This is a genomic window from Neobacillus sp. OS1-2 (assembly GCF_030915505.1).
GTDB lineage: Bacteria > Bacillota > Bacilli > Bacillales > Cytobacillaceae > Neobacillus.
In genome coordinates, this window is the sequence record NZ_CP133265.1 from 1,684,834 (window position 1) to 1,711,173 (window position 26,340).

Annotated in this window: 29 protein-coding genes; 1 reads left to right on the forward strand and 28 read right to left on the reverse strand. The window is 45.9% G+C overall.

The window, feature by feature from the left end; genetic code table 11:
- Positions 1 to 41: 41 nt before the first annotated feature.
- The gene (locus RCG19_RS08255; RefSeq protein WP_308110471.1) at positions 42 to 209 is read left to right on the forward strand and encodes a CsbD family protein; all 168 of its coding nucleotides are present in this window, start codon (positions 42 to 44) and stop codon (positions 207 to 209) included.
- Positions 210 to 345: 136 nt separating this feature from the next.
- On the opposite strand, the gene nuoN is transcribed toward RCG19_RS08255, so the two are convergent.
- From nuoN to RCG19_RS08390, 28 genes are all read right to left on the reverse strand, one after another.
- On the reverse strand, positions 346 to 1,833 hold the full coding sequence (gene nuoN / locus RCG19_RS08260; RefSeq protein ID WP_308110473.1) for an NADH-quinone oxidoreductase subunit NuoN: 1,488 nt from the start codon (positions 1,831 to 1,833) through the stop codon (positions 346 to 348).
- 6 nt (positions 1,834 to 1,839) lie between these two features.
- Positions 1,840 to 3,348, reverse strand: coding sequence for a complex I subunit 4 family protein (locus RCG19_RS08265; protein ID WP_308110474.1), 1,509 nt, complete (start codon positions 3,346 to 3,348; stop codon positions 1,840 to 1,842).
- On the reverse strand, positions 3,345 to 5,213 hold the full coding sequence (nuoL, locus tag RCG19_RS08270) for an NADH-quinone oxidoreductase subunit L (RefSeq protein WP_308110475.1): 1,869 nt from the start codon (positions 5,211 to 5,213) through the stop codon (positions 3,345 to 3,347). Before nuoL ends, RCG19_RS08265 begins: the two co-directional genes overlap by 4 nt.
- A 133-nt stretch (positions 5,214 to 5,346) precedes the next feature.
- Entirely contained in the window at positions 5,347 to 5,661 is a 315-nt protein-coding gene (gene nuoK / locus RCG19_RS08275; RefSeq protein WP_166240129.1) for an NADH-quinone oxidoreductase subunit NuoK, read from the reverse strand.
- A complete protein-coding gene (locus RCG19_RS08280) occupies positions 5,658 to 6,176 on the reverse strand; it encodes an NADH-quinone oxidoreductase subunit J (RefSeq protein ID WP_166240131.1) in 519 nt (172 codons plus the stop codon). The genes nuoK and RCG19_RS08280 overlap by 4 nt, the downstream gene beginning before the upstream one ends.
- Positions 6,173 to 6,592: an NADH-quinone oxidoreductase subunit NuoI gene (gene nuoI, locus RCG19_RS08285; RefSeq protein WP_007086146.1), complete on the reverse strand. Its 420-nt coding sequence runs from the start codon at positions 6,590 to 6,592 to the stop codon at positions 6,173 to 6,175. Before nuoI ends, RCG19_RS08280 begins: the two co-directional genes overlap by 4 nt.
- A gap of 102 nt (positions 6,593 to 6,694) precedes the next feature.
- Positions 6,695 to 7,699 carry an NADH-quinone oxidoreductase subunit NuoH gene (nuoH, locus tag RCG19_RS08290; protein ID WP_308110476.1) on the reverse strand — a complete coding sequence of 335 codons (1,005 nt, stop codon included), beginning with the start codon at positions 7,697 to 7,699 and terminating at the stop codon, positions 6,695 to 6,697.
- Positions 7,699 to 8,799 (reverse strand): NADH-quinone oxidoreductase subunit D, encoded by a 1,101-nt coding sequence (locus RCG19_RS08295; RefSeq protein WP_308110477.1) that lies wholly within the window; start codon positions 8,797 to 8,799, stop codon positions 7,699 to 7,701. Before RCG19_RS08295 ends, nuoH begins: the two co-directional genes overlap by 1 nt.
- A gap of 3 nt (positions 8,800 to 8,802) precedes the next feature.
- On the reverse strand, positions 8,803 to 10,320 hold the full coding sequence (locus RCG19_RS08300; RefSeq protein ID WP_308110478.1) for an NADH-quinone oxidoreductase subunit C: 1,518 nt from the start codon (positions 10,318 to 10,320) through the stop codon (positions 8,803 to 8,805).
- 3 nt (positions 10,321 to 10,323) lie between these two features.
- Positions 10,324 to 10,836 (reverse strand): NuoB/complex I 20 kDa subunit family protein, encoded by a 513-nt coding sequence (locus RCG19_RS08305; protein ID WP_166240141.1) that lies wholly within the window; start codon positions 10,834 to 10,836, stop codon positions 10,324 to 10,326.
- Positions 10,827 to 11,201, reverse strand: coding sequence for an NADH-quinone oxidoreductase subunit A (locus tag RCG19_RS08310; protein WP_166240143.1), 375 nt, complete (start codon positions 11,199 to 11,201; stop codon positions 10,827 to 10,829). Before RCG19_RS08310 ends, RCG19_RS08305 begins: the two co-directional genes overlap by 10 nt.
- Before the next feature lie 679 nt (positions 11,202 to 11,880).
- Positions 11,881 to 12,288: a F0F1 ATP synthase subunit epsilon gene (locus tag RCG19_RS08315; protein ID WP_308110481.1), complete on the reverse strand. Its 408-nt coding sequence runs from the start codon at positions 12,286 to 12,288 to the stop codon at positions 11,881 to 11,883.
- Positions 12,289 to 12,309: 21 nt separating this feature from the next.
- On the reverse strand, positions 12,310 to 13,731 hold the full coding sequence (atpD, locus tag RCG19_RS08320) for a F0F1 ATP synthase subunit beta (protein WP_308110482.1): 1,422 nt from the start codon (positions 13,729 to 13,731) through the stop codon (positions 12,310 to 12,312).
- Positions 13,732 to 13,760: 29 nt separating this feature from the next.
- Positions 13,761 to 14,618, reverse strand: coding sequence for an ATP synthase F1 subunit gamma (gene atpG, locus RCG19_RS08325; RefSeq protein WP_166240147.1), 858 nt, complete (start codon positions 14,616 to 14,618; stop codon positions 13,761 to 13,763).
- Positions 14,619 to 14,738: 120 nt separating this feature from the next.
- Positions 14,739 to 16,247: a F0F1 ATP synthase subunit alpha gene (gene atpA, locus RCG19_RS08330; protein WP_166240149.1), complete on the reverse strand. Its 1,509-nt coding sequence runs from the start codon at positions 16,245 to 16,247 to the stop codon at positions 14,739 to 14,741.
- Between the two features lie 106 nt (positions 16,248 to 16,353).
- Complete coding sequence (locus RCG19_RS08335; protein WP_166240151.1) at positions 16,354 to 16,890, reverse strand: F0F1 ATP synthase subunit delta; 537 nt, start codon at positions 16,888 to 16,890, stop codon at positions 16,354 to 16,356.
- Positions 16,887 to 17,414 carry a F0F1 ATP synthase subunit B gene (atpF, locus tag RCG19_RS08340; protein ID WP_166240153.1) on the reverse strand — a complete coding sequence of 176 codons (528 nt, stop codon included), beginning with the start codon at positions 17,412 to 17,414 and terminating at the stop codon, positions 16,887 to 16,889. Before atpF ends, RCG19_RS08335 begins: the two co-directional genes overlap by 4 nt.
- A gap of 161 nt (positions 17,415 to 17,575) precedes the next feature.
- Positions 17,576 to 17,788 (reverse strand): F0F1 ATP synthase subunit C, encoded by a 213-nt coding sequence (atpE, locus tag RCG19_RS08345; RefSeq protein ID WP_007086158.1) that lies wholly within the window; start codon positions 17,786 to 17,788, stop codon positions 17,576 to 17,578.
- Between the two features lie 69 nt (positions 17,789 to 17,857).
- Entirely contained in the window at positions 17,858 to 18,571 is a 714-nt protein-coding gene (gene atpB / locus RCG19_RS08350; protein ID WP_166240155.1) for a F0F1 ATP synthase subunit A, read from the reverse strand.
- A 22-nt stretch (positions 18,572 to 18,593) separates the two neighbouring features.
- Positions 18,594 to 18,968 (reverse strand): ATP synthase subunit I, encoded by a 375-nt coding sequence (locus RCG19_RS08355; RefSeq protein WP_308110483.1) that lies wholly within the window; start codon positions 18,966 to 18,968, stop codon positions 18,594 to 18,596.
- A 414-nt stretch (positions 18,969 to 19,382) separates the two neighbouring features.
- Positions 19,383 to 20,768 (reverse strand): S8 family serine peptidase, encoded by a 1,386-nt coding sequence (locus RCG19_RS23700; RefSeq protein WP_374049610.1) that lies wholly within the window; start codon positions 20,766 to 20,768, stop codon positions 19,383 to 19,385.
- On the reverse strand, positions 20,668 to 21,603 hold the full coding sequence (locus RCG19_RS23705) for a S8 family peptidase (protein WP_374049587.1): 936 nt from the start codon (positions 21,601 to 21,603) through the stop codon (positions 20,668 to 20,670). Before RCG19_RS23705 ends, RCG19_RS23700 begins: the two co-directional genes overlap by 101 nt.
- 140 nt (positions 21,604 to 21,743) lie before the next feature.
- Positions 21,744 to 22,373 (reverse strand): uracil phosphoribosyltransferase, encoded by a 630-nt coding sequence (upp, locus tag RCG19_RS08365; protein ID WP_166240159.1) that lies wholly within the window; start codon positions 22,371 to 22,373, stop codon positions 21,744 to 21,746.
- Positions 22,374 to 22,505: 132 nt separating this feature from the next.
- Positions 22,506 to 23,747, reverse strand: a complete 1,242-nt coding sequence (glyA, locus tag RCG19_RS08370) for a serine hydroxymethyltransferase (protein ID WP_308110484.1) — start codon at positions 23,745 to 23,747, stop codon at positions 22,506 to 22,508.
- 154 nt (positions 23,748 to 23,901) lie between these two features.
- Positions 23,902 to 24,468 carry a TIGR01440 family protein gene (locus tag RCG19_RS08375; RefSeq protein WP_308110956.1) on the reverse strand — a complete coding sequence of 189 codons (567 nt, stop codon included), beginning with the start codon at positions 24,466 to 24,468 and terminating at the stop codon, positions 23,902 to 23,904.
- Between the two features lie 28 nt (positions 24,469 to 24,496).
- The gene (rpiB, locus tag RCG19_RS08380; protein ID WP_308110485.1) at positions 24,497 to 24,943 is read right to left on the reverse strand and encodes a ribose 5-phosphate isomerase B; all 447 of its coding nucleotides are present in this window, start codon (positions 24,941 to 24,943) and stop codon (positions 24,497 to 24,499) included.
- A 211-nt stretch (positions 24,944 to 25,154) separates the two neighbouring features.
- The gene (locus RCG19_RS08385; RefSeq protein WP_308110486.1) at positions 25,155 to 25,595 is read right to left on the reverse strand and encodes a low molecular weight protein arginine phosphatase; all 441 of its coding nucleotides are present in this window, start codon (positions 25,593 to 25,595) and stop codon (positions 25,155 to 25,157) included.
- Between the two features lie 187 nt (positions 25,596 to 25,782).
- Complete coding sequence (locus tag RCG19_RS08390) at positions 25,783 to 26,340, reverse strand: manganese efflux pump MntP (RefSeq protein WP_308110487.1); 558 nt, start codon at positions 26,338 to 26,340, stop codon at positions 25,783 to 25,785.

Consider the following 26,340-nt stretch of genomic DNA (forward strand, 5'->3'; position numbering starts at 1 on the left):
ATAGGGTACTAAACTTATAGAACGAAAGGGAGGAATGTAATATGAACAAGGATAAACTTAAAGGCGGTTTGGAACAGGTCAAGGGTGAGGCCAAGGAGCAATGGGGCAAATTAACCGATGACCATTCAACGGAAGCGGAAGGAAAACTGGATAAAGCGAAGGGTAAATTGCGCGAAGGCGTTGGCAAAGTGAAGGATAAACTGGACTAGTGCGAAAATGCAAAAAGAAGAGGCATCCCCTGCCTCTTCTTTTTGTTTTGTATAAATACCCCTTTTAATTTGACGACGGGCCCCTTCCCCAAAGAAGCCGACACATGTTTGAAGCGCATGAACCGTCCCCTGCTTCTTACTTCAGATTGTTCAAGAAATCAAGCGCGATGTTTGGCATGATCCCAAACAGGACAGATCCGACGACTGCGACGAGTAGGACGACGACGATACCGAATGGAATGTTCAGTTTGCGATCGTCAGTTGCCGGCCGAAAGAACATTTGTGTCATGACACCGAAATAATAGAAGTAGGATACAACCGTTGTCGCAATCATAATTGCTGCCAGTACATAATGCGGTGTTCCGGCGAAGGCGCCGACAAAGATGTTTAATTTGCCGATGAAGCCTGCTGTGCCTGGGAAGCCTGCTAGGGAAACGAGTAGAATTCCCATTAGGACGGCGAGTATCGGCGAGCGGCGGTAAAGGCCGGCAAAGTCGGCAATCTTCGTACTGCCGGACTTTTCAGTCACAACTTGAATGACCGCAAATGCCCCAAGGTTCATTAACATGTACGCAAGCAAGTAGAACCAAATTGAATAAATCATATTCGTACTCAGCGTCGTCAATGCCACCAGGATATATCCGGCGTGAGCGATACTAGAATAGGCAAACATCCGTTTAATATTCGTTTGCTTCAAGGCAACGACGTTACCGACAATCATCGTGACTGCGGCAATGACGGCGAGGTAGTCATGCATTTTAAACAGAATACTTTCACCATTATCACCCGTTGGCGCAGCATTGTAGAATACCGCAATTAGAATCCGGATAACAATAACAAAGCCAGCTGTCTTCGAAATGACGCTTAAGAAGGCCGTAACTGGTGTCGGCGCACCCTGATACACATCTGGTGCCCACATATGGAACGGTGCCGCTGCCAGTTTGAACGATAATCCGACAAGAATCATTAAAAACGCAAGTCCGAGCAGATAGGCCTGCTGACCATCAGAAATCGCCGATACTGTCGTGGCAATTTCAAAAAGATTGGTTGATCCGGTCAAGCCGTACACATAGCTCATCCCAAACAACGTGATCGAGGTGGAAATACCGCCATTGATGACGTATTTCATCGCCGATTCATTCGATTGCCTGTTGTGCTTCTTAATGCCTGCTAAGATATAGGAAGGAATCGATAACAATTCTAACCCAATAAATAACGTGATTAAGTCACCGCTTGATGTCATAATCATCGCACCAAGCAAGGCTGCTAAGAATAAGTAATAAAATTCGCCGTGATAGTCTTCAAGGCCTTCTTTAGCCTCATAGCTGATCGCTAAAAAGAGCACAAGTGCCCCTCCGACAAGCAAGATGAGTTTGAACGCTTTACCGAATACATCAAGCGTGAAGGAATCGTCTAAAATTGATGTTGCCTCCGTGCCAAGCAGGCTGGCAACCGCGATGATAGCCGCTACTACCCCGGCAATCCCGATCCAGCCGAGGATGCGGCGATCTTGCTTTTTCGGTAAAAATAAATCCAACAATGTCAGTAGTGCGATGACGCCAAGGATGATGAACTCCGGCGTCATGACACTCCAGTTAAATGATTTCAATGTCTCTATATCCATCCTTCATCACCCTCCTAACCCTATCATGATCGTTTCAAGTGTAGTTTGCAACGGAGAGCTTAGAACACTTGGGTAAACCCCGATTAACACGATTAATACCATTAAAACAACGACTGGCACGAATTCGACCCCTTTTAAGTCAAGGACACCGGTAAATTCGCGGTGTGACTTGCCGTAGGTGATACCGAGTACTGCGCGGAGCAAGTATGCAGCCGTCATGATAATTCCAATCGTCCCGACAGCCGCAATCCATGGCAATTCTTTGAACAAGCCAAGGAAGGCCATAAATTCACTGACAAAACCGGACATGCCTGGAAGCCCCAGTGACGCCATCCCGCCGGCTAGCAAGAAGCCTGCGGCAATCGGCATCCCCTTCGCCATGCCGCCAAGGTTTTCCATGAGCGACGTATCGGTCCGCTCGTAAATGATGCCAACCAAGAAGAACAATAACGCAGAAATCAATCCGTGTGATACCACTTGAAAAATCGCCCCTTGGACCCCTGCTTCATTTAGTGCCGCAAGTCCAATTAAAACGATTCCCATGTGGGAAATGGATGAATAGGCCAAAACCATTTTAAAATCTGTTTGAATGAATGCTAGGAATGCCCCGTAGAGGAGGTTAATCACGCCAAGGATCGCGATAATGGTCGCAAGCGTTTCAAACTGCTCGGGAAAAATCCCCATTCCAAATCGGATTAAGCCGTACGCACCGATTTTTAATAGAATCCCAGAGTGAATCATAACTACAGATGGCGGCGCTTGAACGTGCACCTTCAACATCCAGCTGTGCAATGGGAAAATCGGTAATTTCACACCGAAAGCAATTAATAGACTGATTAACAGGCCAAGTTTTAGATCGCTAGACAGCGGTGCACTTGGATCTGCCATGATTTGTGTTAATAAATCAATATTTGTTGTTCCTGTTTTTGCAAATAGAATCATAATCACGATCAGGAGCACGGCAGAACCTAGACCGTTATAGATTAGGAAGCTGTAAGCTGCTTTTTCTTTTTCAAAATAGCCCCATTTTCCGATTAAGAAGAACGTCGGAATGAGCGTGACTTCGAAAAAGATGAAGAACAGGATTAAGTTTTCAGCGGTAAAGACGCCGAGCATGCCGATTTCTAAAAGAAGGAAGAGCATAAAGTAGCCTTTCCATTCCTTTTTTACAAACCGCGCAGCAGCAATCGCTGATAGTGTTGCGACGATCGCGGTGAGAACCACGAGCAAGAGCTGAAAGCCACTGAGGCCTAGTTCATAATACACCGAATAGATTGGCTCTTGGACGTTCATGCCGCGGAATTGAATCCACGCCTTTGAGACCGCAAAGTCAGCGAGATCCTTGCCCCATTGAAAATGGAGATAGGCGGCTAGCGCCAGCAATAACGCCGGCAATGTCGCAAGAAAGCCAACTAGTTTGATTCGTTTTTCTGACGTTTTTGGCAAAAATGCTAAAACGATGATTCCTAGTAAAGGGGAGAATACTAGGAATGATAGAACAGAATGCAAATTCATCGTAAGTACCCCCCTGTTAACGCAAAGATGACGGCGAGCAGTGCAAGTCCGATAAAGGCGACTGCGCCATATGTTTGAACCTGGCCGGACTGCATTTTCGAACCGGCACCGCCAAGTCCTTGGACAATCCCAACCACTCCTTTGACAAGTCCTTCAACGATGAAGACATCAATGAATTTGAGCAGATAGCTGAAGGCTGTTGTCGCAGCCATGATGGTCATTTTATAAAACTCATCCACATAGTATTTGTTCAGTAAAATCGTATGCAGGGCGTCACCCGTGCCACTTAACCAGTTGCGGGCGATGCTGCGTTTGCCGTACATCAAGTACGCAAGGTAGATTCCCGCTAAGGAAACAATGGTTGCCGCAATCATGATCCACACAGGACCTTCCATGTGACCGTGGCCAAGGGCAGGGTTTCCGTCGACGAGCCAGTCGCCAAGGAACGAGCCGAACCATGGTGTGTTCACATAACCGGCAATGATGGCTAAAACGCCGAGCAGAATCATCGGGTACGTCATGTTGCTTGGTGATTCGTGCACATTTTTTTGATGGCCTTGCCTTTCACCGGTGAAGACCATGAAGAACAAGCGGAACATATAAAATGCGGTCATGAATGCTGCGATTAACGCGAGCAAGAAGAGTACTGGATGTCCGCCTTCCCATGCCGCAATTAAAATTTCATCTTTACTGAAGAATCCAGATAGCCCCGGTACACCGCTGATAGCGAGTGTTCCGATTAAGAATAACGGCCCGGTCAGTTTTAATTTTTTCCAAAGTCCGCCCATTTCCTCGATATTCTGCGTGTGAACCGCGTGAATGACGGATCCGGCAGCAAGGAAAAGAAGTGCCTTGAAAAATGCGTGTGTCATCAAGTGGAACACCCCCGCCACATAGCCGGCCGAACCAAGTGCGAGCATCATGTAGCCGAGCTGCGAGACGGTTGAATAGGCGAGTACTCGTTTGATATCGGTTTGCACAAGCCCGATGCTTGCGGCAAAAATAGCGGTGAACGCTCCAATGACAGCAATGGTGAGCAGCGCCGTTTTGCTGGCGGCGAACAACGGGAATAAGGCAGCGACTAAATAGACCCCGGCGGCAACCATCGTTGCGGCGTGGATTAAGGCCGAAACAGGTGTCGGACCTTCCATCGCATCTGGAAGCCATGTGTGGAGCGGGAACTGACCTGATTTTCCGACTGCTCCAATAAATATTAAGATCGCTGTTAAGGTAATCATCGTTTGTGATACAGCGCCGGCATCGATCGCTGCGAAAATATCGCTGTATTCAAATGATTTTGTTTCCCAGAAGAGCAGGATCATGCCGATGAACAGTCCAACATCCCCGATACGGGTCATGATGAATGCCTTTTTGGCAGCGGCCTTTGCTTCTTCTTTGTAATAATAAAAACCGATTAATAGGAAGGAACCAACACCAACAAGCTCCCAGAAAATATAGGTTTGCAGCAGGTTTGGCGAAATTACCAGACCGAGCATGGCAAACGTAAATAATCCTAAATAGGCATAGAATACTGGGAACCGCTCATCTCCATGCATGTACCCTTTGGAGTAGGTATGTACTAAGAAACTGACGAGCGATACGATAAACAGCATCAATGCATTTAATTGATTCACTTCAAAGCCCGCTGTTAGATGCAGATCTCCTATCGTGAGCCAATCAAACTTATGTTCGTAGGTTGGCTCTGAAAAGCGCTCAAATAACACCAAAATCGAATAGATAAGCGAGGCCAATGTGAAGAGAATCCCCACATATGCGCTCGCCTCCTTCAGTCGCTTACCGAATAGAAGAAGGATCAAAAACGATAATAGCGGGAAAAGCGGTATGAGCCATGCATTTTCCATCATTATCACTATCCCCTTTATTCGGGCGGTGACACGGCGGTGCCTGTCACAACCCGAATTTTGTCGATTATGGTGCCTGTCACCCTTAACCACTCTCACATAGGAGAAATGGTGTCAGGCACCCAAAGTTGTCTGTCTAGTTTTTCATTGTGTCTATTTCGTCGATGTTGACGGTTTTCTTGCTGCGGTAGAGCGATATTAGGATCGCGAGTCCGACAGCGGCTTCGGCTGCTGCCACACAGATGGCAAACAGGGCGAAGATTTGACCTGTAATGGATGGATTTAATCCATATTTGCTAAAGGTCACCAGGTTAATATTGACGGCATTCAGCATCAATTCAATCGAAATCAACACAATAACCGTATTTTTTTTCGTTAATGCACCGTATAGTCCGATGCAGAATAAGATCAGTGCAAGCGCCAGGAAGGCTGAAGCGGGAATTGAACTCATTCCTTATCCGCCTCCTTCTTCTCGGTTTTTGCCAAAATAATCGCACCAACTAAGGCCGCTAAAAGTAAAACAGATGTTAATTCAAACGGAATAATATATTTAGAGTAAAGTGCTTCCCCAATTTGCATCGTATTGTTTTCATGAAGCTTCGTCGGCACTTGGTCGATATTGAAATTGTAAATCCCAATGTAGACAGCAAAGGCAAAGCCAAGAATCCCTAAAAACAAAAGCAGCTTTCTCCATTTACCCGTTTTTGGCTCACTTTCGTCATCATGCTTTGTTAACATGATACCAAACAGCATGATAATCGTGATGGCACCGGAATAAATCAAGATTTGTACGGCGGCCACGAATTCAGCGGAAAGCAGTACATAGATACCGGCAATGGCGACGAAAGTGAAGATAAGGGCAACGACCATATGAACGACTTTGTTTAGGTTCAATAGAAGCACGCCGCCGATAATCGCAACAAGTGCGAGTCCCATAAAAGCGAGGAATTCGCCTGAAAATGTCATGCTTTATTCACCTGCCGTATGTTTTCGTCGTTTTCATCTAACCATTCCAGGTTTTTAAATAACATGTCGCGGCTGTATTCAGCGAGCTCAAAGTTATTGGTCATGATAATCGCCTCAGTTGGGCAAACCTCCGTACATAAGTCGCAAAGGATGCAAATCTCGAAGTTAATATCATATGTGTCGATAATTTTTCCCTTTTTCGTTGGATCCGGATGCTTCTTACCCGTCAATTGAATACAATCCGTCGGGCAAATCTGCGCACATTGATTACAAACAATACACTTCTCCGGATAAAACTTTTGAATCCCACGGAAGCGGTCTGGCAGCGGAAGCGGCTCGTTTGGATAATCATACGTAACCTTCTCGCGTGATAATTGTTTAAGGGTATATTTCAAGCCTTTAAATACTCCAAGCACGTTTTTCACCCCTTTTACAGTCTAAAAATTGTTATTGGTGTAAGCAACCGTTTCGTGCACTTTTACAGTGTAAATGCAGTTATCGGTGTCAGGCACCATCGATTAGAAAAATAATGATTTAAGTAAAGCGGTTAGGAAGATGTTTGCCAAGGCGATTGGCAATAATACTTTCCAACCAAATTCCATGAGTCTGTCGGCACGGAAACGCGGCAATGTGCTGCGAATCCAGAAGTAAACAAAGACAACCGTACAAAACTTAAGGGCAAACCAGACTGCGCCCGGGATAAAGCTAAGGAACGCAAATGGCGCCAACCATCCACCAAGGAACACGACCGTAATCAATGTCGACATTCCGAAGACATACACATACTCGGAAAGCATGAAGAACGCCCAGCGGAATCCGGCATACTCAACGAAGTAACCGGCAACAAGTTCATTCTCCGACTCCGGCAAGTCAAATGGCGTCCGGTTTAATTCGGCAATCGATGCGATAAAAAAGACGATAAAGCCAATTGGCTGCAAGAGAATAAACCAACCATGCTTTTGCTGCATGACAATGTCATTTAAATTTAAGCTTCCAGAGAGTAAAATAACGCCAAGGACCGCCATGACCAATGGAATTTCATACGAAATCATCTGTGCCGCAGCCCGCATGCCCCCTAAGAGTGCATACTTATTATTCGATGCCCAGCCGCCCAATACCATCCCAAAGACGGTTAAACCGGAAACGGCAATATAATACAGTAACCCGACATTAATATCGGCAAATTGAAACTTATCGGTAAACGGCAATGTTGCCAGGACCAAAAATGATGGCGCAAACGCAATTACCGGCGCCAGAATAAATAATGGCCTGTCAGCTGCCTTCGGAATAATATCCTCTTTTAGTAACAGCTTCAAAACGTCAGCGACCGTTTGCAGCAAGCCAAAGCGTCCACCCAGTTGGTTTGGACCATGACGCAGCTGCATGTACCCCATTACTTTCCGTTCTGCTAAAATCCCGTAAGTAACGAAGCCTAATACGACTAAAAGCAAGACCGCACCGAGTAAAAAGAAGATCCCGAAATTGGCCCAGCCGGGACTTGAATGGAGCAAATCTTCCATCATTAGCCGTCCACCTCCCCAAGGACAATATCAATTGCCCCTAAAATAGCAATCAGATTTGCAATATTTTCGCCTACTAATAGTTTCGGGAGAATTTGCAGATTATAGAATGATGGTCTTCTAAACTTCAAACGATACGGTTCTTTTTTCCCATCACTGGCAATATAGCAGCCAATTTCGCCGCGCGGCGATTCGATTCTGACAAAGGCTTCCCCTTTTGGCGCCTTGATGATTTTCGGCACCTTAGCAAGAATCTCACCTTCAGCCGGAAATTGTTCCACGGCCTGCTCAAGTATTCTGAGCGATTGTTCAATCTCGGCAAGACGAAGATTATACCGTGCCAAACAGTCGCCATCCTCTAATGTCGGAACATCAAAATCAAAACGGTCGTAAATCGAATACGGCTCATCTTTGCGAAGATCCCATTTCACCCCGGTACAGCGCAAATTCGGGCCGCTGAGTGAATAGTGGATTGCCTCTTCTTTCGTGTAGCGGCCAATTCCTTTTACCCTGTCTAAAAAGATTTCATTGCCGCTGACAAGCGAATGATAGCCGACAAGCTGCTCACGCATATAGGGGATAAAGTCTCTCAGCCTGTCAATCCAGCCTTCAGGCGCATCCCATTTCACACCGCCCACACGCATATAGTTGAATGTTAAACGTGCACCGGATAACTCGTTCAGCATATTGATAATCATTTCGCGATCACGGAAGGCATAGATGAATGGGCTCGTCGCCCCAAGGTCAAGGATGTAGGTGCCCCAAGCAACAAGGTGGCTGGCGATACGCCCAAGCTCCATGGCAATCACACGCAGATATTCCGCACGTTCCGGCACTTGAGTCCCCATCATCGTTTCGACCGCATGACAAATCACATAGTTGTTCGTCATCGCTGACAGATAGTCCATCCGGTCGGTATAAGGAATAATCTGTGTATACTGCAGATTTTCTGCTAATTTTTCCGTTCCGCGGTGTAAGTAACCGATGACAGGCGTAGCTTCCGTTATGATTTCCCCATCAATTTTAATCACAAGCCGGAATACTCCGTGCGTACTAGGATGCTGAGGACCGACGTTAAGTAACATTTCTTCTGTTCTAATCATTGGTTATACCTCCACATCATACTGTTCATAATCTTTACGCAGTGGATGGCCAACCCAATCTTCCCCAAGCAGAATCCGATGTAAATTCGGATGTCCTTTAAACTTAATTCCAAGTAAATCAAATGCTTCACATTCAGGCCAGTTCGCTCCGGCCCAAATTGGCTGCAAGGACTCGATTGTTGGTTCATCGCGGTCAATCTTCACTTTTAACGCCACCGTTTGCCGGTTTTTGTATGAGTACAAGTGAACATAGACTTCCATATGTGTTTCGAAATCCGATCCATGCAGCTCAGATAGATAATCAAACCCAAGCAGCTCATTATATTTTAGAAACTGAGCCACTTTAAAATATGTATCATGCTTTGCCACAAGTGTCGGAACATCTTTGGATAGTTTATTAATATAAGAATCTTCTAAAACATCAGAACCTAAGTTTTCGGCAATCACCTTCACATACTTATCTAAGTATGGCTGATTTGGTGATGGTTTCGCTTCGGCTGCCGGGGTCGCTGCATCGCCAGCTTTTCCACCCGCTGCTGCCTTGGCTTTTGCTGCCGCCGCTGCTTTGGCTTTTGCCTTTGCCGCTGCGATGGCTTTCGCTTTCTCATCATCGCCACCTGCTGCTGACGCGTCTGATCCAGCTCCTGCACCGGCTGCTTTGGCTTTTGCCGCTGCTGCTGCTTTCGCCTTCGCTACCGCTACTGCCTTGGCTTTCGCTGCTGCCGCCGCTTTTGCCTTCGCATCGTCACCTGTTGCAGTATCTTCGACAGTGCCGCCCGCTTGTTCCGTTGCTTTACGTTTCGCCGCTGCCGCTGCTTTGGCTTTGGCTACTGCTGCTGCTTTTTTCTTCGCTAGATCGTCGGCATCGCCGCCGGCGCCACTTTCTTCAGCCTCTGGTGCTGGTGCTTCGCCACCTGCTAACTCCATCGCCTTCTTTTTGGCTGCCGCTGCTGCCTTTGCCTTTGCTACCGCTGCTGCCTTTTTCTTCGCTAGGTCATCCGCATCGTTTACCGCTGGCGTTTCTGGTTCTACTGCCGGGGTCTCTTCACTCACTGGAGCGTTGCCTCCAGCCAGTTCCATCGCCTTCCGCTTGGCCGCCGCCGCTGCTTTTGCCTTTGCTACCGCTGCTGCCTTTTTCTTCGCTAGGTCATCCGCATCGTTTGCCGCTGGCGTTTCCTCTACTGGCGGTGCCGTTTCTACTGGCGGTGCCGTTTCTACCGGCTGCGTTGATTCTGCCCCCAAGGCAGTCTCATCTGCGAACCCTTCCCGTTTCTTCTTCGCCAGTGCAGCTGCTTTCGCTTTTGCTGCCGCTGCTGCCTTTTTCTTCGCTAAATCAGCATCATCTGCTCCAACTGGGGCTTGCGGCGCGGCTGCTGCCGGTGTTTCAGCCTTTTCCGATTCAACCACCGGTTTCGGCTCTGCAACCCCCGCTTCCTTCGCCTTTCGCTTTGCTAATGCCGCAGCTTTAGCCTTTTCAGCGGCTTCTCTCTTTAATTGATCGAGATCTTTTTCCCCGCTCATTTGTTAAATCACCTTCTTCCCAGTCTTCGCTTCATAACGAATTTTCCCTTTTAATTTATTAATCCCATAAATTAATGCGGCCGGGTTTGGCGGGCATCCAGGAATATATACATCCACAGGTACGATTTGATCGACACCCTTCACAACGGCATATGATTTAACATATGGGCCGCCGGCAGTTGCACAAGATCCCATCGCGATTACCCATTTTGGCTCTGGCATTTGGTCATATAAACGGCGTAAGATTGGCGCCATCTTTTTCGTCACTGTCCCAGAAACAATCATACAATCCGATTGCCGTGGAGATGTTCGAAAAATTGTCCCTTGACGGTCAAGGTCATAGTTTGCTCCACCTGTACCCATCATTTCAATCGCACAACAAGCCAGACCAAATGTCATTGGCCACAAGGAATTACTCCGTGCCCAACCCTTAATTTGCTCCAGCGTCGCGAAAAATACATTTCGTTCTAACTCTTTCATTTCCTGAGGCGATAAGTCTTCTAGTTTTAAGTCCATCGTAGCACCTTCTTTTTCCAAGCATACACTAAGCCGATTAATAGCATCACCACGAAAATTAACATTTCAACAAGCGCAAAAATGCCTAGTTTATCATAAGCGACTGCCCATGGATATAAAAACACCGTTTCTACATCAAAGATAACAAACATTAGGGCAAAAATATAATAGCGGACATTGAACTGTACACGGGAATCGTGAAATGGCTCAATACCGCTCTCATATGTGGTATACTTCGCTTCGCTCGGTTTAAACGGACGCAGAAGTTTCCCCAAATATAACGCCACCACTGGCAGCAGCACCCCGAGACATAGAAACACAAAAACTATCAGGTAATTATTCTGATATACATTTAGAAGATCCATGTCCATCCCCTCCAATGTTGTAAATTTTCATACTTGTGAATATTGTAACCGAATTCATTATAGCATTGTTACAAACCCCTGTCGACAAGCCATTTTAATCTAAATTGGAATTCCAACACCGCGGAAATTCTCTATTTTAAGGCTCTTGAGAGCTCGCTCTCAAACGAGACTTAAAATGGAGAATTTTTGCTAGCCGCTGCGTCAGCGAAGGCGCTGGAACAGGATTCGTAAGAACACAATATGTCCACGAAATTCGACAACAACCCCTATTTAATAACAAAAGCTAAACCATGTCAGTGAGGTTTGTCATTCATTCAAACCTCTTTTTTGAAAAAATAAAAGGCCTAAATACTGAATCAACCTCTGCCCACTAGTTTCCCCTACCATCATATGCATAATTGTCCATATCATGCCCTTTACAGCGAAACTAGTCCCTTCAGTTCACGCAAGACTAGCCCATCAAACTGACAGATATACGTCGTTTCAGTTTCCTACCAACCTACACTCGCTTATCAACGGCTTGAACACACCTGGCAACGAACACAAAAACCCCTCGGGGCCAGCACAAGAATTGTACGGCCACGAGGGGTCTTCATTTTTGTAATAAGAACTATAAATTTGGACTTAGGAAATGTCCAGCTCCAGGCGCGGAATAATCGCGCGCTTTCCGCTTTTCTATTTAAAATCTATGTTCCGATACGGCAAGGCGATTGATGGCGCGGCGCATTGCAAGCTCGGCACGTCTAAAGTCGATATGCTCAAGCTTCTGCTCTTTCAAGCGCTGCTCTGCACGTTCCTTCGCTCTTTGGGCACGTTCCACATCAATTTCAGATGCTTTCTCTGCCGATTGGGCCAAAATTGTCACTTGATCAGGACGAACTTCTAAAAACCCGCCGCTGACGGCAACAAATTCTGTATTGCCGCCCTTCTTCAGGCGGACAGCACCAATTTCAAGCGGAGCCACCATCGGAATGTGTCCAGGTAAAATTCCCAGCTCACCACTTTGAGCCTTCGTACTAACCATTTCCACATCTGATTCATACACCGGGCCATCGGGAGTAACAACACTGACTTTAATCGTCTTCATTTTTTACCCTCCCCGGCGCCCTTAGGCTTCTACGCCCATGCGTTTTGCGGCCTCGACAACCTCTTCAATACGTCCAACAAGGCGGAACGCATCTTCTGGAAGGTGATCATATTTACCATCAAGGAGTTCTTTGAACCCTTTAACCGTTTCTTTAACAGGTACATATGAACCTGGCTGGCCAGTAAACTGCTCAGCCACGTGGAAGTTCTGTGACAAGAAGTTTTGGATACGACGCGCACGAAGCACGACTAACTTATCATCATCAGAAAGTTCATCCATACCAAGAATCGCAATGATATCCTGTAATTCACGATATTTTTGTAATGTTGATTGTACTTGACGTGCTACTTCATAGTGCTCTTCGCCAACGATATCAGGTGACAAGGCACGAGAAGTCGAAGCAAGCGGGTCAACCGCTGGGTAGATCCCCATCTCAGAAAGCTTACGCTCAAGGTTTGTTGTCGCATCTAAGTGAGCGAAAGTTGTAGCCGGAGCCGGGTCCGTATAGTCATCGGCTGGTACATAAATCGCTTGGATAGATGTTACAGAACCTTTATTCGTAGATGTAATCCGCTCTTCTAATTTACCCATTTCAGTAGCAAGTGTCGGCTGGTAACCTACCGCAGAAGGCATACGGCCTAGTAGTGCGGAAACCTCAGAACCTGCTTGTGTGAAACGGAAGATATTATCAATGAACAATAACACGTCTTGGCCTTGCTCATCACGGAAATATTCCGCCATTGTTAAACCAGTCAGCGCAACACGCATACGCGCACCCGGCGGCTCGTTCATTTGTCCGAATACCATCGCCGTTTGCTTGATAACGCCGGAATCCGTCATTTCGTGGAAAAGGTCGTTTCCTTCACGAGTACGCTCACCAACACCCGCGAAAACGGAGATACCGCTGTGCTCTTGGGCGATGTTATTGATTAATTCTTGGATTAAAACTGTTTTACCTACACCGGCACCACCGAAGAGGCCGATTTTCCCACCTTTAATATAGGGGGCAAGAAGGTCAACTACTTTAATACCTGTTTCAAGAATTTCTACCTCAGTGGATAGTTGTTCAAATGTTGGTGCTTCGCGGTGAATGGAATCACGGCGGGCACTTACAGGCACATCATCTTTCAAGTCAATGGCTTCACCTAATACGTTAAATACACGGCCAAGTGTTACGTCACCAACCGGTACCGAAATCGGCGCACCAGTATCTTCTACTTCTATACCACGGGTTAACCCGTCAGTAGAAGACATTGCGATCGTACGAACTGTATCATCACCTAAATGAAGGGCTACTTCAAGGGTTAAGTTGATCTCAACTTCTGATCCAGTACGCGCTTTAGTTACTATTTTCAATGCGTTATAGATCTCAGGCAGCTGACCGTTATCAAACTTCACGTCAACAACCGGACCCATAATCTGAAGAACGCGTCCTTTGTTCATCATGTTCCCTCCTTACTTACTCTTTGTTCCTATTCTAACGCTGCGGCGCCGCCGACGATTTCTGTGATTTCTTGCGTAATCGCTGCTTGACGTGCGCGGTTGAAGACTAATGTATAGTGATTAATTAATTCTTTTGCGTTATCCGTTGCATTTCTCATTGCTGTCATCCGGGCAGCATGCTCACTCGCTTTACTGTCGAGCAGTGCTCCGTAAATTAAGCTCTCTGCATATTGTGGCAGGAGAACTTCCAAAATTTCTTCTGCAGATGGCTCAAACTCATAGGAAATGAGCTTATGAGAAGTGGATAAATCCGATAATGGAAGCAGCTTTTTCTCGGTAACTTCCTGTGAAATCGCACTTTGATAATGATTGTAAAAGACATATAATTCATCGAATGTGCCGTCTGCAAACATCCCAACTGTACTGCGGGTAACATCCTGAATGTCCGCAAAGTTTGGCTGCGCCGGAAGTCCGGTCATCTCAAGAGCCACGTTCATGCCCCGTTTCGAAAAATAATCACGAGCCATGCGTCCAAGTGCAATAATAGCAAACTCATCATTCGATTTATGACGGCTATTGATTGTTTGATGAACTTTACGAATAACGTTACTGTTGAACGCACCCGCAAGTCCTGAGTCAGATGTCATCACAATATAACCCGTCTTTTTCACTGGACGGGATGTAAGCATTGGATGAATCGCTCCACCTGCGCCGATGGCAATCGATGCCGTTACCTCTTGGATTTTTTCCATGTAGGGTACAAATGCTTTTGCATTCAACACGGCACGGTTCCATTTAGCTGCGGAGGTCATTTCCATTGCCTTTGTGATTTGACTCGTTTTTTTCGTTGAAGTAATACGATTTTTTATCTCGCGTAATGATGCCATAGGTTCTCACCACCCTCATTCAAAGAATGTTCTTTGAGGGGTCTGACCCCACAACCTATACTCAATAATCATTGAATGTTGGAGGTGGGGTCAGACCCCTTTAGTTAATGTCAGACCCTATTATTCGCTAACTGCAAACGTCTTTTTGAAGTCGTTGATTGCAGAAGCCATATCCTCATCAGAAGGAAGATCCTTCGTTTTTGTAATATGGTCTAACAACTCTTTGCGGTTGTGGTCTAACCAATTATGGAAATCTGATTCAAAACGTCGGATATCCTGTAATGGAATATCATCAAGGAATCCGCGTGTTAATGCGTAAAGGATTACTACTTGCTTTTCAACAGTAAGCGGTTTGTGAAGATCTTGTTTTAACACTTCAACCGTACGGGCACCACGGGCAAGTTTTGCCTGTGTCGCCTTGTCAAGGTCAGAACCGAACTGTGAGAATGCCTCTAATTCACGGTAGGATGCAAGGTCAAGTCTTAGTGTACCAGCAACTTTTTTCATTGCTTTGATTTGCGCCGAACCACCTACACGGGATACGGAAAGACCTGCGTTGATCGCCGGACGTACACCTGAGAAGAAGAGGTCAGATTGTAAGAAAATTTGTCCATCTGTGATGGAGATAACGTTTGTTGGAATATAAGCGGAAACGTCACCCGCCTGTGTTTCAATAAATGGTAATGCTGTAATGGAACCAGCACCAAGCGTATCATTAATTTTACATGCACGTTCTAGCAAACGGCTGTGTAAGTAGAAAACATCCCCTGGATATGCTTCACGACCTGGAGGACGACGAAGTAATAAGGAAAGTTCACGGTATGCTGCCGCTTGTTTTGATAAATCATCATATACAATTAGTACATGCTTGCCATTGTACATAAATTCCTCAGCCATCGAAACGCCCGTATATGGTGCTAAGAATAGCAATGGAGCTGGTTGTGATGCCGAAGCTGTAACAACGATCGTATAGTCTAATGCGCCATATTTACGAAGAGATTCAACTGCAGCACGTACTGTTGATTCCTTCTGACCAATAGCTACATAGATACAGATCATGTCTTGACCTTTTTGGTTCAAAATCGTGTCAATCGCAACAGAGGTTTTACCTGTTTGACGGTCACCGATGATTAACTCACGTTGTCCGCGGCCGATTGGCACCAATGCATCAATCGCTTTAATACCTGTTTGTAATGGTTCATGAACGGATTTACGAGCCATTACCCCAGGTGCAATGGCTTCAACTGGGCGTGTTTTCGTTGTGTTGATTGGTCCCATGCCATCAACTGGCTGTCCCAATGAGTTCACAACGCGTCCGATTAATTCTTCACCAACAGGAACCTCCATGATGCGGCCTGTACGGCGAACCTCATCGCCTTCACGAATTTCGGTGAAAGGTCCAAGGATGATAATACCAACGTTATTTTCTTCAAGGTTTTGTGCCATACCCATAACGCCGTTTGCAAATTCAACAAGTTCACCAGCCATGACATTGTCGAGGCCATGAACACGAGCGATACCGTCACCTACGGAGATAACTGTACCGACATCAGTTACTTGAATTTCTGCCTGATAGTTTTCAATTTGCTTTTTAATCAGGGCACTGATTTCTTCAGCTTTGATGCTCATGAGTTTCACCCCTATTCTACAATACTTTACATTTAATGTTCGCAACAAGCGGCTTCCATAATTGTCCAGCTCCATACGTCGCTAAACGGTCTCTTCCGCTTTTCTTTTAGCTTAACAATTTACGTTCTAAACGATCAAGCTTGCCGCGCAAGCTGCCGTCATATATACGGTTTCCAATACGGAGCTTAACGCCTCCGAGCAAATTGGAATCAACGATATTTTCAATTTTTAGCGACTTCTTACCAATTTTCGCTGCAAATACAGTCGAGATGGCAGCGCGCTCCGCCTCTGTTAAGGCACGTGTGCTCGTAACTTCAGCTTCTGCAATCCCCGTTTCTTCATTTGCCAGCTCTATAAATTCATTCGCCACATTGACGATTTCGTCTTGGCGGTGACGTTCAATTAAGATCAACAGTGTATTGCGTACATATACATTAAAGGTCCCAAAAGCCTGCGTTAGCATCTCTTTTTTCTTCTCAATGGAAAGCTTTGAAGATTTTAAAACAGCCATTAACTCTGGGTTGTATTGTACAACTTCCTTCACCACACGAAGTTCTTCCTCTATTACTTCAAGAAGCTGTTGTTCTTTCGCAATTTGCAGAAGAGACAGCGCGTAGCGTTTTGCTACCATAGAGCTACTCATCGGCCTTCTCCTGCCTCTTGAATATAGTCATTAATGAGTTTTTCTTGATCCGCTGCACTTAGTTCTTTCTCAATTACTTTAGAGGCAATTAAGACAGAAAGCTGGGCAACTTGTTCGCGAATAGCGGTAACCGCTTTTTCTTTTTGCTGCTCGATTTCAAGCTTGGCTGATTCTTTAATACGCTCAGCTTCACTGCGTGCCGTCATAATGATTTCCTCGCGCTGCAAGTCACCTTGCTTCTTCGCTGATTCAATCAATCCTTGTGCATCGGTACGAGCCTCTTTTAATAGAGTACGTTGTTCTTCTAATAGTTTTTTCGCTTCTTGACGGCTATTTTCTGCTGCCGTAATTTCATTGGCCACATGTGCTTCACGTTCTTTCATAATGCCCATTAACGGACCCCATGCGAACTTCTTCAGCAAGGCCATCAAGATGATAAACATGATTAATTGGAATATGATATCACCAGTATTAATAAACTGATGTTCAGTTGCTGTGCCTAATACAAGACTGCTTGTTAACACCTCAGGTTCACTCCCTTCAAGAGTCATTCAAAACAGATATATCAATGGTGCCTGACACCCTTTTTACTATTGTTACAATATAAATAGACATAAACGAATGGCGAAGGTTCTCATGAAATGATCTTCGCCATTTTTTGACCGTCTATTGGTTACTCTACCTATTATTTACCTTGAACCATGAACGCGATAACAACCGCGATGATAGGAATCGCCTCAACTAACGCAACCCCGATGAACATTGTAGTTTGAAGCATACCACGAGCTTCTGGTTGACGAGCGATTCCTTCAACTGTACGAGATACGATAAGACCGTTACCGATACCAGCACCTAGTGCTGCTAAACCGATTGCAATTGCTGCTGCTAAAAGACCCATTTGTAATTTTCCTCCTTGGAATGTATAAAAGTTTTTATTTTTTGTTCAAAAATTTGAACGGTTATTATATTAATGGTCGCTGCTCACTTTGTGAGACAAATAAACCATCGTTAACATAGTGAAGATAAAAGCCTGGATGGCACCGACAAAGACTGAGAAGCCCTGCCATGCGAGCATCGGTACAGCTGCGGCAAGCCAACCAAAGTTTCCTGATTGTGCTAACCCTCCTGCGAGTAATCCTAACAGAATTTCACCCGCATAGATATTCCCGTAAAGACGCAGACCAAGAGTAAGCGTGTTAGCAAACTCTTCAATTACTTTAATTGGGAACATAAACCAAAATGGTTTAAAGAATTCCTTCCCGTAAGTAGACATTCCTCGCATTTTTACACCGTAAAAATGGGATAAACCTACAACTAATACGGCAAGTGTTAATGTGACAGCCGGATCGGCTGTTGGCGATTTCCACCAAAGTTCACCGTTAATGGAGACTGAGAATGGCAATCCTAGCATATTCGCTACAAAAACATACATGATCATGGTAATTCCAAGAACATGGAATCGTCCGCCGTCTTTCCAATCCATTGTGCTATTAATGATATTTTTAACGAAATCCATGACCCATTCCATAAAGTTCTGCACGCCTGTCGGCTTCATTGCGAGCTTTCGGGTGGACAGGACTGCAATTAAAAAGACAACAACAGAGGCAACGGTTATCATCAAAACGTTTCCCATGTTAAAATAGAGCCCCATAAATTTTACCATATGAGCACTGTGTTCCAACAATATTCACCTCGCTTCCGCGCTAGTTATGTATTTGCAAAGATCGTATAAAAAAATCTATCATAATGACAATATAGGATGTCATTAACCCTATAACCACACTAATGAGGTGAAGATGCTCTGGAAACCTCATCGCAATAATCACAGCCAAGGCTGCACTTGCAAACCGTGAAAAAGATCCGAGTGACCGTACCTTTTTCCCTTGTGTCACCGCATTATCAAACTGATTCATCTTGCGGACCATTAACCACAAATTAAAAAGGCTCAAACTTGTCCCAACAACCAATCCCAGAAAGATAGATTGATAAGACGTGAACCCCCAGCCGAGTACATAAATAGATAATAAAGTAAACATCCATTTTCGCTGTCTTGAAAACATTAATTGAAGTTCCGGCATGGTTGGCTAATCTCCTGAAAAGAAATGACGGATCGAAGTGAACATGGAACAAATACCTGCCGTTAACCCAAGGAACAATCCGATTATTAAGAAAATTGGTTCTGTACTCCGTAACGGACTTCAGGTATTTTGAAATAGATAGACGCATTATTTATCTAAATAATTCTATATGAAAATAATGAAAACCCTATCATTCATACCCTTTGTTAGCATACAATAGGCACCTGTCAATGTCAATGAATTTACGTGAATTAATCCACATACAATTCCCCGTAATTTCTTCCATTTTGGATTTTTTGTTTTCACTTTCATTGTAGTGTAAATTTTGAACGTTTTTGGTCCATTTTGTGTCCATTTTGTGAACTTTGCTATATATTTCCCAAAATTGGGGCGAGGTGGGGCTCGGATTGGCCCCTACTCACCCTTTTCTTTAATGACAATCATCCTTTCGATAAAATCCTCCTTCCCTGCCTTTTTCGCAAAGATTTTAACTAGATAGGTGCCAGCAGCCGGCAGCATTTCGGTGGTAAGATTCCGGTGAATCTGACCCTTTTTCACATTTGTTATTGTATCTAAGAATCCAACAAATCGATAATCCTCCGGGTTAAACAATGCAATCCCAAACTCCTCCGCCCCGCCAGGCAAATACACCTCATAGCGGTACTCCCCAGGTCTATCCCCTTCCGCGAAACCAAACCCCATCACCCTCGGATATCCCGGCTCCTCTAACACATACAAATACGGAATCTGAATCGTCTTTGCCCCCGCCTGCAACTGCAAGAAGCCATCGTGGATCTTCCCTTTAAATACGCTTTGATCCACCATTAACTCCACCGCAACCTCCCTAGACTGCCCTGGCTCTAATGTAAACGACAGCGGAAACCGCCATGCCAGCCCCTCCACTTTTTTCGGAATCACAAAGGCATACCGCTGCACGTTTTTACTCGTATTTTCAACACGCAAACGAGCCTTATGGCTATCATTCTCCCCGGCAAACTTTCCAAAGCGGATACTGCTTGGGGTCACGAGCGATGCTGCCATGATCGCTTCATCCACCTGAATTCTGCCGGCCCCCTGTTCGTAGGTGCGGTAATAGGGTGATCCAGTCGCAGCCCTGTCCATATTCACTGATTCCCCCTGCCTCGCCAGCGGTTTCGCCGTATTCATCAACGCTGCCTTAATTTGCGCCGGCGACCAATCCGGATGAGCCTGCTTGATTAACGCGCAGGCCCCCGCCACATGCGGCGCCGCCATGCTTGTCCCTTGCAGACTCAAATATCCCCCCGGAATGGTTGAATTTATCGCCACCCCCGGTGCCACAATGTCCGGCTTGATTTCCCACGTTCCCGTCACCGGCCCCCTCGAACTAAAATCCGCGAGCCGGTCCCGCTCTTCATTCACCAAGACTCGCACCGTCACACTTCGCTTCTTCAATTCCTTTTGTAAAATAACTCCGTCACTCCTCGAGAGGGAACCAACCGGGAGGGTCAGCTGAGTATCGAGATTCCCCATGAAGTTGCCGCTCATATTGTTGTAAATCAGAACCGCTTTAGCACCCGCTTCAAGGGCATTGTTTGCTTTTTCAGTAAAAGTAAGTGTTCCTCTTTTAAGTAAGGCTATTTTCCCTTGCACATTCTTTAACTCACTTTTTCTGCCAATTCCCCCATCGACCACCTCTAATGAGCGATCCAGCGTCCATTTACCCGAGCCTTCCATCGGCTGGAGGCGCACTCTTTCCTGCCTTCCTTCTATTATTAGTGAGGGAATCTCCATCGTTGGTGTCGAGGCACCGACCGAGATAGCCTTCGACGCTGTTCCCGGCGAGCCGACGCTCCAAATATCCGGTTCCGGAATTTCCGTTTGCGGCCACCGCGACAATCCCTTTATCCACGGCGCGATTGAGCGCCAGGCTGATAGGCAGGTCCGGACCGTTGATATCATTCCCAAGCGAGAGATTGACGATATCAACTTTGTCCTTGATCGCCTGCTCAATCGCTGCAATCACCTGCTCTGTTGTCCCCCCGCCGCCCGGACCGAGGGCACGGTAAGCCACAATTTTCGCTTCTGGGGCCACACCCTTTATTTTTCCATTTGCTGCAATGATTCCCGCTACATGGGTACCGTGAATGGTCGCTTTTCCTTGCGCGAGCGTTTCCATCGGGTCGCGATCATTGTCGACAAGGTCGTGTCCGCCGGCATAATTCCGCTTGAGGTCCGGGTGGGTATAATCGACGCCGGTGTCGATGACTCCAACAGTTATTCCCTTTCCGGTGAGCCGTTCATCTTTCTGATCAAAATAACTGCGCACATCGTCGCCGCCAATTATTTTCACACTTTCCTCTGTTTGGGCCTGGTATTGGGTAACAGGGGACACATTCAGGATATTTTTTTGCTGTGAAATTTTTGCAATGGCCGTGCGGCTGCCTTCAATTGAAAAGCCGTCAATTGCTTCCCGAAAAACACGGCGCAGTTTCACCTCTTTATACGGACGGAGGAACTGTTTGATTTCCGGCTCGGTTTTGGGCTGTTCCAGAAGAACTATCGCAATCGTATCTTGATTTGGTTTCGGAATGGGCGGATGAATGAGTATTTCGGAAGTTTGAATCGTGAGAAGAATCGCTAGCAGCCATTTCATTGAAGAATTCCCCTTTTTTCATAGCGTTTTCTTTGAAGGGGGAAAGTATACAAGTTTTTAGGAGGAGCCGAGTTGTAGTTCGTTCTGCTCCCACCAACTAAAAAAAGCCGAGCGGCATCCGCTCGACTTTTTCCAATCACTTACTTCGTTCCAAACAACCGGTCACCGGCATCGCCTAGACCTGGCACGATATAGCCATGATCGTTTAATTTTTCATCCAAAGCAGCGATATAAATATCGACGTCCGGATGTTCAGTCTTCACTGCTTCCACGCCTTCTGGTGCGGCAATCAGGCACATAAATTTGATATGTTTGGCGCCGCGTTTTTTCAAGGCATGGATGGCATCAATTGCGGAACCGCCTGTTGCCAGCATTGGGTCAACAACGATGAAATCGCGCTCTTCGACATCACTGGGAAGCTTCACATAGTATTCCACCGGCTTTAATGTTTCCGGATCGCGATATAAGCCGACATGGCCTACCTTTGCTGCCGGAATACATTTCAACATCCCGTCAACCATACCAATTCCTGCCCGTAAAATCGGCACGAGGCCTAATTTTTTCCCAGAAAGAACCTTTGATTTTGTCTTGCACACCGGTGTTTCAATCTCGATATCTTCAAGTGGCATATCCCTTGTGATTTCAAACGCCATCAATGTTGCCACTTCGTCGACGAGCTCGCGGAACTCCTTTGTTCCTGTATTTATATCACGTATGTAAGTCAGCTTGTGTTGGATAAGTGGATGGTCGAAGACGTATACCTTTGCCACAATAATCGCCCCTTTTTTAAAAAGTAATCATGCATTCGTCTCATTTTACAGAAAAAAACTGCAATGAGCAAATGAAATCCATGAAAAAAAGAACGGCCCGCTCACTATTTGAGCAGGCCGATTCTTCGCTGTTTAGTATTCTGGATAAAGGGTAAATTTATTTGTTAATGCTTCTACACGTTCACGTGCCTCTTCAAGCTTCGCTTCGTCTTCATGATTTTTCAAGGTGAAGGCGATGATGGCGGCGATCTCGTCCATTTCTTCTAAACCAAAGCCACGGCTCGTAACTGCTGCTGTTCCAATGCGGATACCACTTGTAACAAACGGGCTTAGTGTTTCGTAAGGAATCGTATTTTTATTCACCGTAATGCCGACTTCATCAAGTACCTTTTCAGCTACTTTCCCTGTTAGGTCAAGTGCCGTTACATCCACTAGCAATAAGTGATTGTCTGTCCCACCCGAAACAAGCTTTAAGCCTTCTTTTTGCAGGCTTTCCGCTAACCGCTTGGCGTTATCGATAATGTGACCGGCATATTCTTTAAAGCTCGGCTGTAAGGCTTCACCAAACGCAACGGCTTTCGCTGCAATTACGTGCATAAGCGGGCCGCCTTGAATGCCAGGGAAGATCGATTTATCAATTTTCTTGCCAAATTCCTCTTTGCAGAGGATCATCCCACCGCGAGGGCCTCGTAAGGTTTTATGGGTAGTTGTCGTAACAAAATCAGCGTATTGCACTGGGTTTTGGTGCAAGCCTGCAGCCACAAGTCCGGCGATATGGGCCATATCCACCATTAAGTAGGCACCCACTTCATCCGCGATTTCACGGAATTTAGCAAAGTCGATTTCACGCGGGTATGCACTGGCACCGGCCACAATTAGCTTTGGCTTGTGTGTCTGTGCTTTTTCACGAACATCATCATAATTGATGCGGTGTGTTGTTTCATCGACACCATATTCAACGAAGTTATATTGAATACCGCTGAAGTTGACTGGGCTGCCGTGTGTTAAGTGGCCGCCATGGGAAAGGTTCATCCCGAGAACGGTATCGCCTTGCTCAAGGATTGTGAAATAGACGGCCATGTTGGCTTGTGCCCCGGAATGTGGCTGCACGTTTACATATTCTGCACCGAAAATTTCTTTCGCGCGGTCGCGGGCGAGATCCTCAACGACATCGACATATTCACAGCCGCCGTAGTAACGACGTCCCGGATAGCCTTCTGCATACTTATTGGTTAAAACAGACCCCTGTGCTTCCATGACCGCTTCACTCACAAAGTTTTCTGAGGCAATTAGTTCGATTTTTGAGCGCTGACGTCCTAATTCCTTCTGAATTGCTTGAAAAACCTGCTCGTCCGCTTGAGACAAATGCTTCATCCTTAAATCCCCCTCATATGTATGAAAATCACAAACAATTAGAAAATTCCCTCTATATCATACCACGTTTTTCCCCGAAGTGAAGGAAAAAGAATGGTGCCTGACACCATTACTAATCCAACAGTAGTAGAAATGGTGCCTGTCACCCTATCCACTATGTGCAGCTTAGATTGTCTGGTTCTTTTTCGTAGACGGCTCTGGCGCCGCCGATTAATTTTGGACGGACTTTTGCTAAGGTGACATAGGCTTGGCCGACAGTTTTTTGTTTGACGCGAATCGGTACGGCGACGTGTTTCAGGTGCATGCCGATTAACGTGTGACCAATGTCGATCCCGGCGTCCGCCTTTACGAATTCCACCACGACGGCATCCTCCATATTCGCAAAAGCATGTGTGGCCATCGCCCCGCCTGCTTTTCGGACAGGAACGACCGATACCTCGTCGAAACCATGTCCCAAGGCAACGGAACGTTCGACGACCAACGCCCGGTTTAAATGTTCGCAGCATTGGAAGGCCAACTGAATACCTGTTGACGCCTGAAGCTTTTGCATCTGCCGAAAGATCATCTCCGCTACTTCAAGGGTACCGGACGTGCCGATTCGCTCGCCAACAACTTCACTTGTACTGCAGCCGACGACTAGCAATTGCCCAGGCTTCAATTCGGCTGCCTCTTTGAAGTCCGCTAAAATTGCCTCGATTTCTTTTTCCCAATCTTGAATCATAAGCTTAGCCCTTCTTTCCGTACAGATATCAGAGATGCTTATTTTCGTATTCCGTAATTTTCCCGACACGATCTGCATGACGGCCGCCTTCGAATTCCTCAGTCAACCAAATTTCTACGATATCACGGGCGAGTCCCGGGCCAATGACGCGCTCACCCATTGCCAGCACATTCGTATCGTTATGGGCACGCGTTGCTTTAGCGCTAAATGTATCGTGGACAAGGGCACAGCGGATCCCTTTTACTTTGTTGGCAGAAATACTCATGCCGATGCCCGTTCCACAAATCAAAATCCCACGGTCGAACTCGCCGCTCGCCACCTTTTCAGCAACAGGCAGCGCATAATCCGGATAATCGACCGATGTTTCACATTCACAGCCGAAATCGACATATTCAATCTTTAATTCATCTAATAAATTGGCGATTTCCTTACGAATATGAATCCCGCCATGGTCTGATGCTAGGGCTACTTTCATGTAAAAATCCTCCTGTTCCTTTTTCAAAGATAAGAATGTATAAAATTTCGACTTTGAGAAATGTCCAGCTCCAGCGCCCTAGTGGCTGACCAGGGCGCTTGCGCTTTTCTTACTAATTCTGCTTTCATTTTGACACACTGTGAAAAAAAGATAAAGGGAAATATCCAAGCAAAAAAAATAGCTCCCCATATCAAGAGAGCATCCATTTCAACTACGGTTTTAGTTTTTCAATCGCCTTATTAATTAATTCATTTAATTCACGAAAAGTGGTTTCATACATTCCCAGATTTCCACCGTACGGATCGACAACATCATGATTAAATGGTTCGCCGCTGTATTCCTTTAAGGTAAACACTTTGACGTGAGCGTCGGGGAATTGCTGCTGTATCGCAAACTTGTGGGACGTTGTCATCGTTAAAATCAGGTCGGCCCATTCCACTTCGGTACCCGTTAACAAATTGGAGCGATGATTGTGCGAAATCTTGTTGTCATCGAGCACCCTCTGTGCATGTGGGGATGCCTCACTTCCGCTTGCGGCATAGATCCCTGCTGACTTTACTTCTACGCCATCGAGGTGTTTATTTTTCAAAATGGCCTCTGCCATCGGACTCCGACAGGTATTTCCCGTGCAGACAAACAAAATGTGCTGCATTATGTTAACCCCCTTTCGTTCTATTATGCCAGATAGATTAGATCCGAACACAGCTAATCCTTGCCTATGTACTTTCTACCCCAGCCTATTCACCGAGGAACCCAGGGGCACCTTCAAACATTCCACTATATTTCCATTTTATCATAATTCATTATCGGTGGCCCTATTCGGGGATTCCGGTTGCCTCTTACCCTATTAAAGCGAGCAGCTTTATCCCAAACGCCAGTAAAATGGTGCCGCCAAGGGCCTCACTATACCTCCCAAGCCAGCCTTGTACCTTTCTTCCAAGCAGCAGTCCGGCCCATGTTTGCACGGTTGCCATTATACCAAAGCATAAAATCACCATAATGGTTTTTGCCCCGTATATCCCTAATGTCAGTCCAACGGAAAAACTGTCAAGACTTACGCTCAAGGCAAATAAAAGTAGGCCAAAGCCAACTGGCGAAATAACCTTTTCCTCTCCCTTTTTCATAGTAGACCAAATCATTTGCACGCCGAGTACAATCAAGAGCAAACCGCCAATCACCGTGGCAAAGACCCCAAACTGCTCTGATAAAAATTTTCCTGCTATTAAGCCTACAAGCGGCATCCATACGTGGAAAAGGCCAATCGTAAGGCCGATATTGAAAATTTTCTTTAAACGCAGCTCGTACATCCCCATGCCGAGCCCAACCGAGAAGGCATCCATCCCCAGCGCAAATGCCATTATTACTAGTGTAACCACTTCACCAACCACTTCAGACAT

Excerpts from the sequence above, each read along its gene's own strand:
- nuoH (WP_308110476.1), bottom strand. The coding sequence starts at position 7,699 with ATGATGGAAGATTTGCTCCATTCAAGTCCCGGCTGGGCCAATTTCGGG.
- RCG19_RS08385 (WP_308110486.1), bottom strand. The coding sequence starts at position 25,595 with ATGCAGCACATTTTGTTTGTCTGCACGGGAAATACCTGTCGGAGTCCG.
- nuoK (WP_166240129.1), bottom strand. The coding sequence starts at position 5,661 with ATGAGTTCAATTCCCGCTTCAGCCTTCCTGGCGCTTGCACTGATCTTA.
- RCG19_RS08305 (WP_166240141.1), bottom strand. The coding sequence starts at position 10,836 with ATGGACTTAAAACTAGAAGACTTATCGCCTCAGGAAATGAAAGAGTTA.
- atpE (WP_007086158.1), bottom strand. The coding sequence starts at position 17,788 with ATGGGTCTTTTAGCAGCAGCAATTGCAATCGGTTTAGCAGCACTAGGT.
- atpA (WP_166240149.1), bottom strand. The coding sequence starts at position 16,247 with ATGAGCATCAAAGCTGAAGAAATCAGTGCCCTGATTAAAAAGCAAATT.
- rpiB (WP_308110485.1), bottom strand. The coding sequence starts at position 24,943 with ATGAAAGTAGCCCTAGCATCAGACCATGGCGGGATTCATATTCGTAAG.
- glyA (WP_308110484.1), bottom strand. The coding sequence starts at position 23,747 with ATGAAGCATTTGTCTCAAGCGGACGAGCAGGTTTTTCAAGCAATTCAG.
- RCG19_RS08390 (WP_308110487.1), bottom strand. The coding sequence starts at position 26,340 with ATGTCTGAAGTGGTTGGTGAAGTGGTTACACTAGTAATAATGGCATTT.
- atpG (WP_166240147.1), bottom strand. The coding sequence starts at position 14,618 with ATGGCATCATTACGCGAGATAAAAAATCGTATTACTTCAACGAAAAAA.
- RCG19_RS08265 (WP_308110474.1), bottom strand. The coding sequence starts at position 3,348 with ATGAATTTGCATTCTGTTCTATCATTCCTAGTATTCTCCCCTTTACTA.
- RCG19_RS08280 (WP_166240131.1), bottom strand. The coding sequence starts at position 6,176 with ATGACATTTTCAGGCGAATTCCTCGCTTTTATGGGACTCGCACTTGTT.
- nuoN (WP_308110473.1), bottom strand. The coding sequence starts at position 1,833 with ATGGATATAGAGACATTGAAATCATTTAACTGGAGTGTCATGACGCCG.
- RCG19_RS08300 (WP_308110478.1), bottom strand. The coding sequence starts at position 10,320 with ATGAGCGGGGAAAAAGATCTCGATCAATTAAAGAGAGAAGCCGCTGAA.
- RCG19_RS08295 (WP_308110477.1), bottom strand. The coding sequence starts at position 8,799 with ATGATTAGAACAGAAGAAATGTTACTTAACGTCGGTCCTCAGCATCCT.
- RCG19_RS08335 (WP_166240151.1), bottom strand. The coding sequence starts at position 16,890 with ATGAGTAGCTCTATGGTAGCAAAACGCTACGCGCTGTCTCTTCTGCAA.
- RCG19_RS08255 (WP_308110471.1), top strand. The coding sequence starts at position 42 with ATGAACAAGGATAAACTTAAAGGCGGTTTGGAACAGGTCAAGGGTGAG.
- nuoL (WP_308110475.1), bottom strand. The coding sequence starts at position 5,213 with ATGATGGAAAATGCATGGCTCATACCGCTTTTCCCGCTATTATCGTTT.
- RCG19_RS08375 (WP_308110956.1), bottom strand. The coding sequence starts at position 24,468 with ATGATTCAAGATTGGGAAAAAGAAATCGAGGCAATTTTAGCGGACTTC.
- RCG19_RS08315 (WP_308110481.1), bottom strand. The coding sequence starts at position 12,288 with ATGAAGACGATTAAAGTCAGTGTTGTTACTCCCGATGGCCCGGTGTAT.
- RCG19_RS08310 (WP_166240143.1), bottom strand. The coding sequence starts at position 11,201 with ATGGATCTTCTAAATGTATATCAGAATAATTACCTGATAGTTTTTGTG.
- RCG19_RS08355 (WP_308110483.1), bottom strand. The coding sequence starts at position 18,968 with ATGCCGGAACTTCAATTAATGTTTTCAAGACAGCGAAAATGGATGTTT.
- atpD (WP_308110482.1), bottom strand. The coding sequence starts at position 13,731 with ATGAACAAAGGACGCGTTCTTCAGATTATGGGTCCGGTTGTTGACGTG.
- RCG19_RS23705 (WP_374049587.1), bottom strand. The coding sequence starts at position 21,603 with ATGAAATGGCTGCTAGCGATTCTTCTCACGATTCAAACTTCCGAAATA.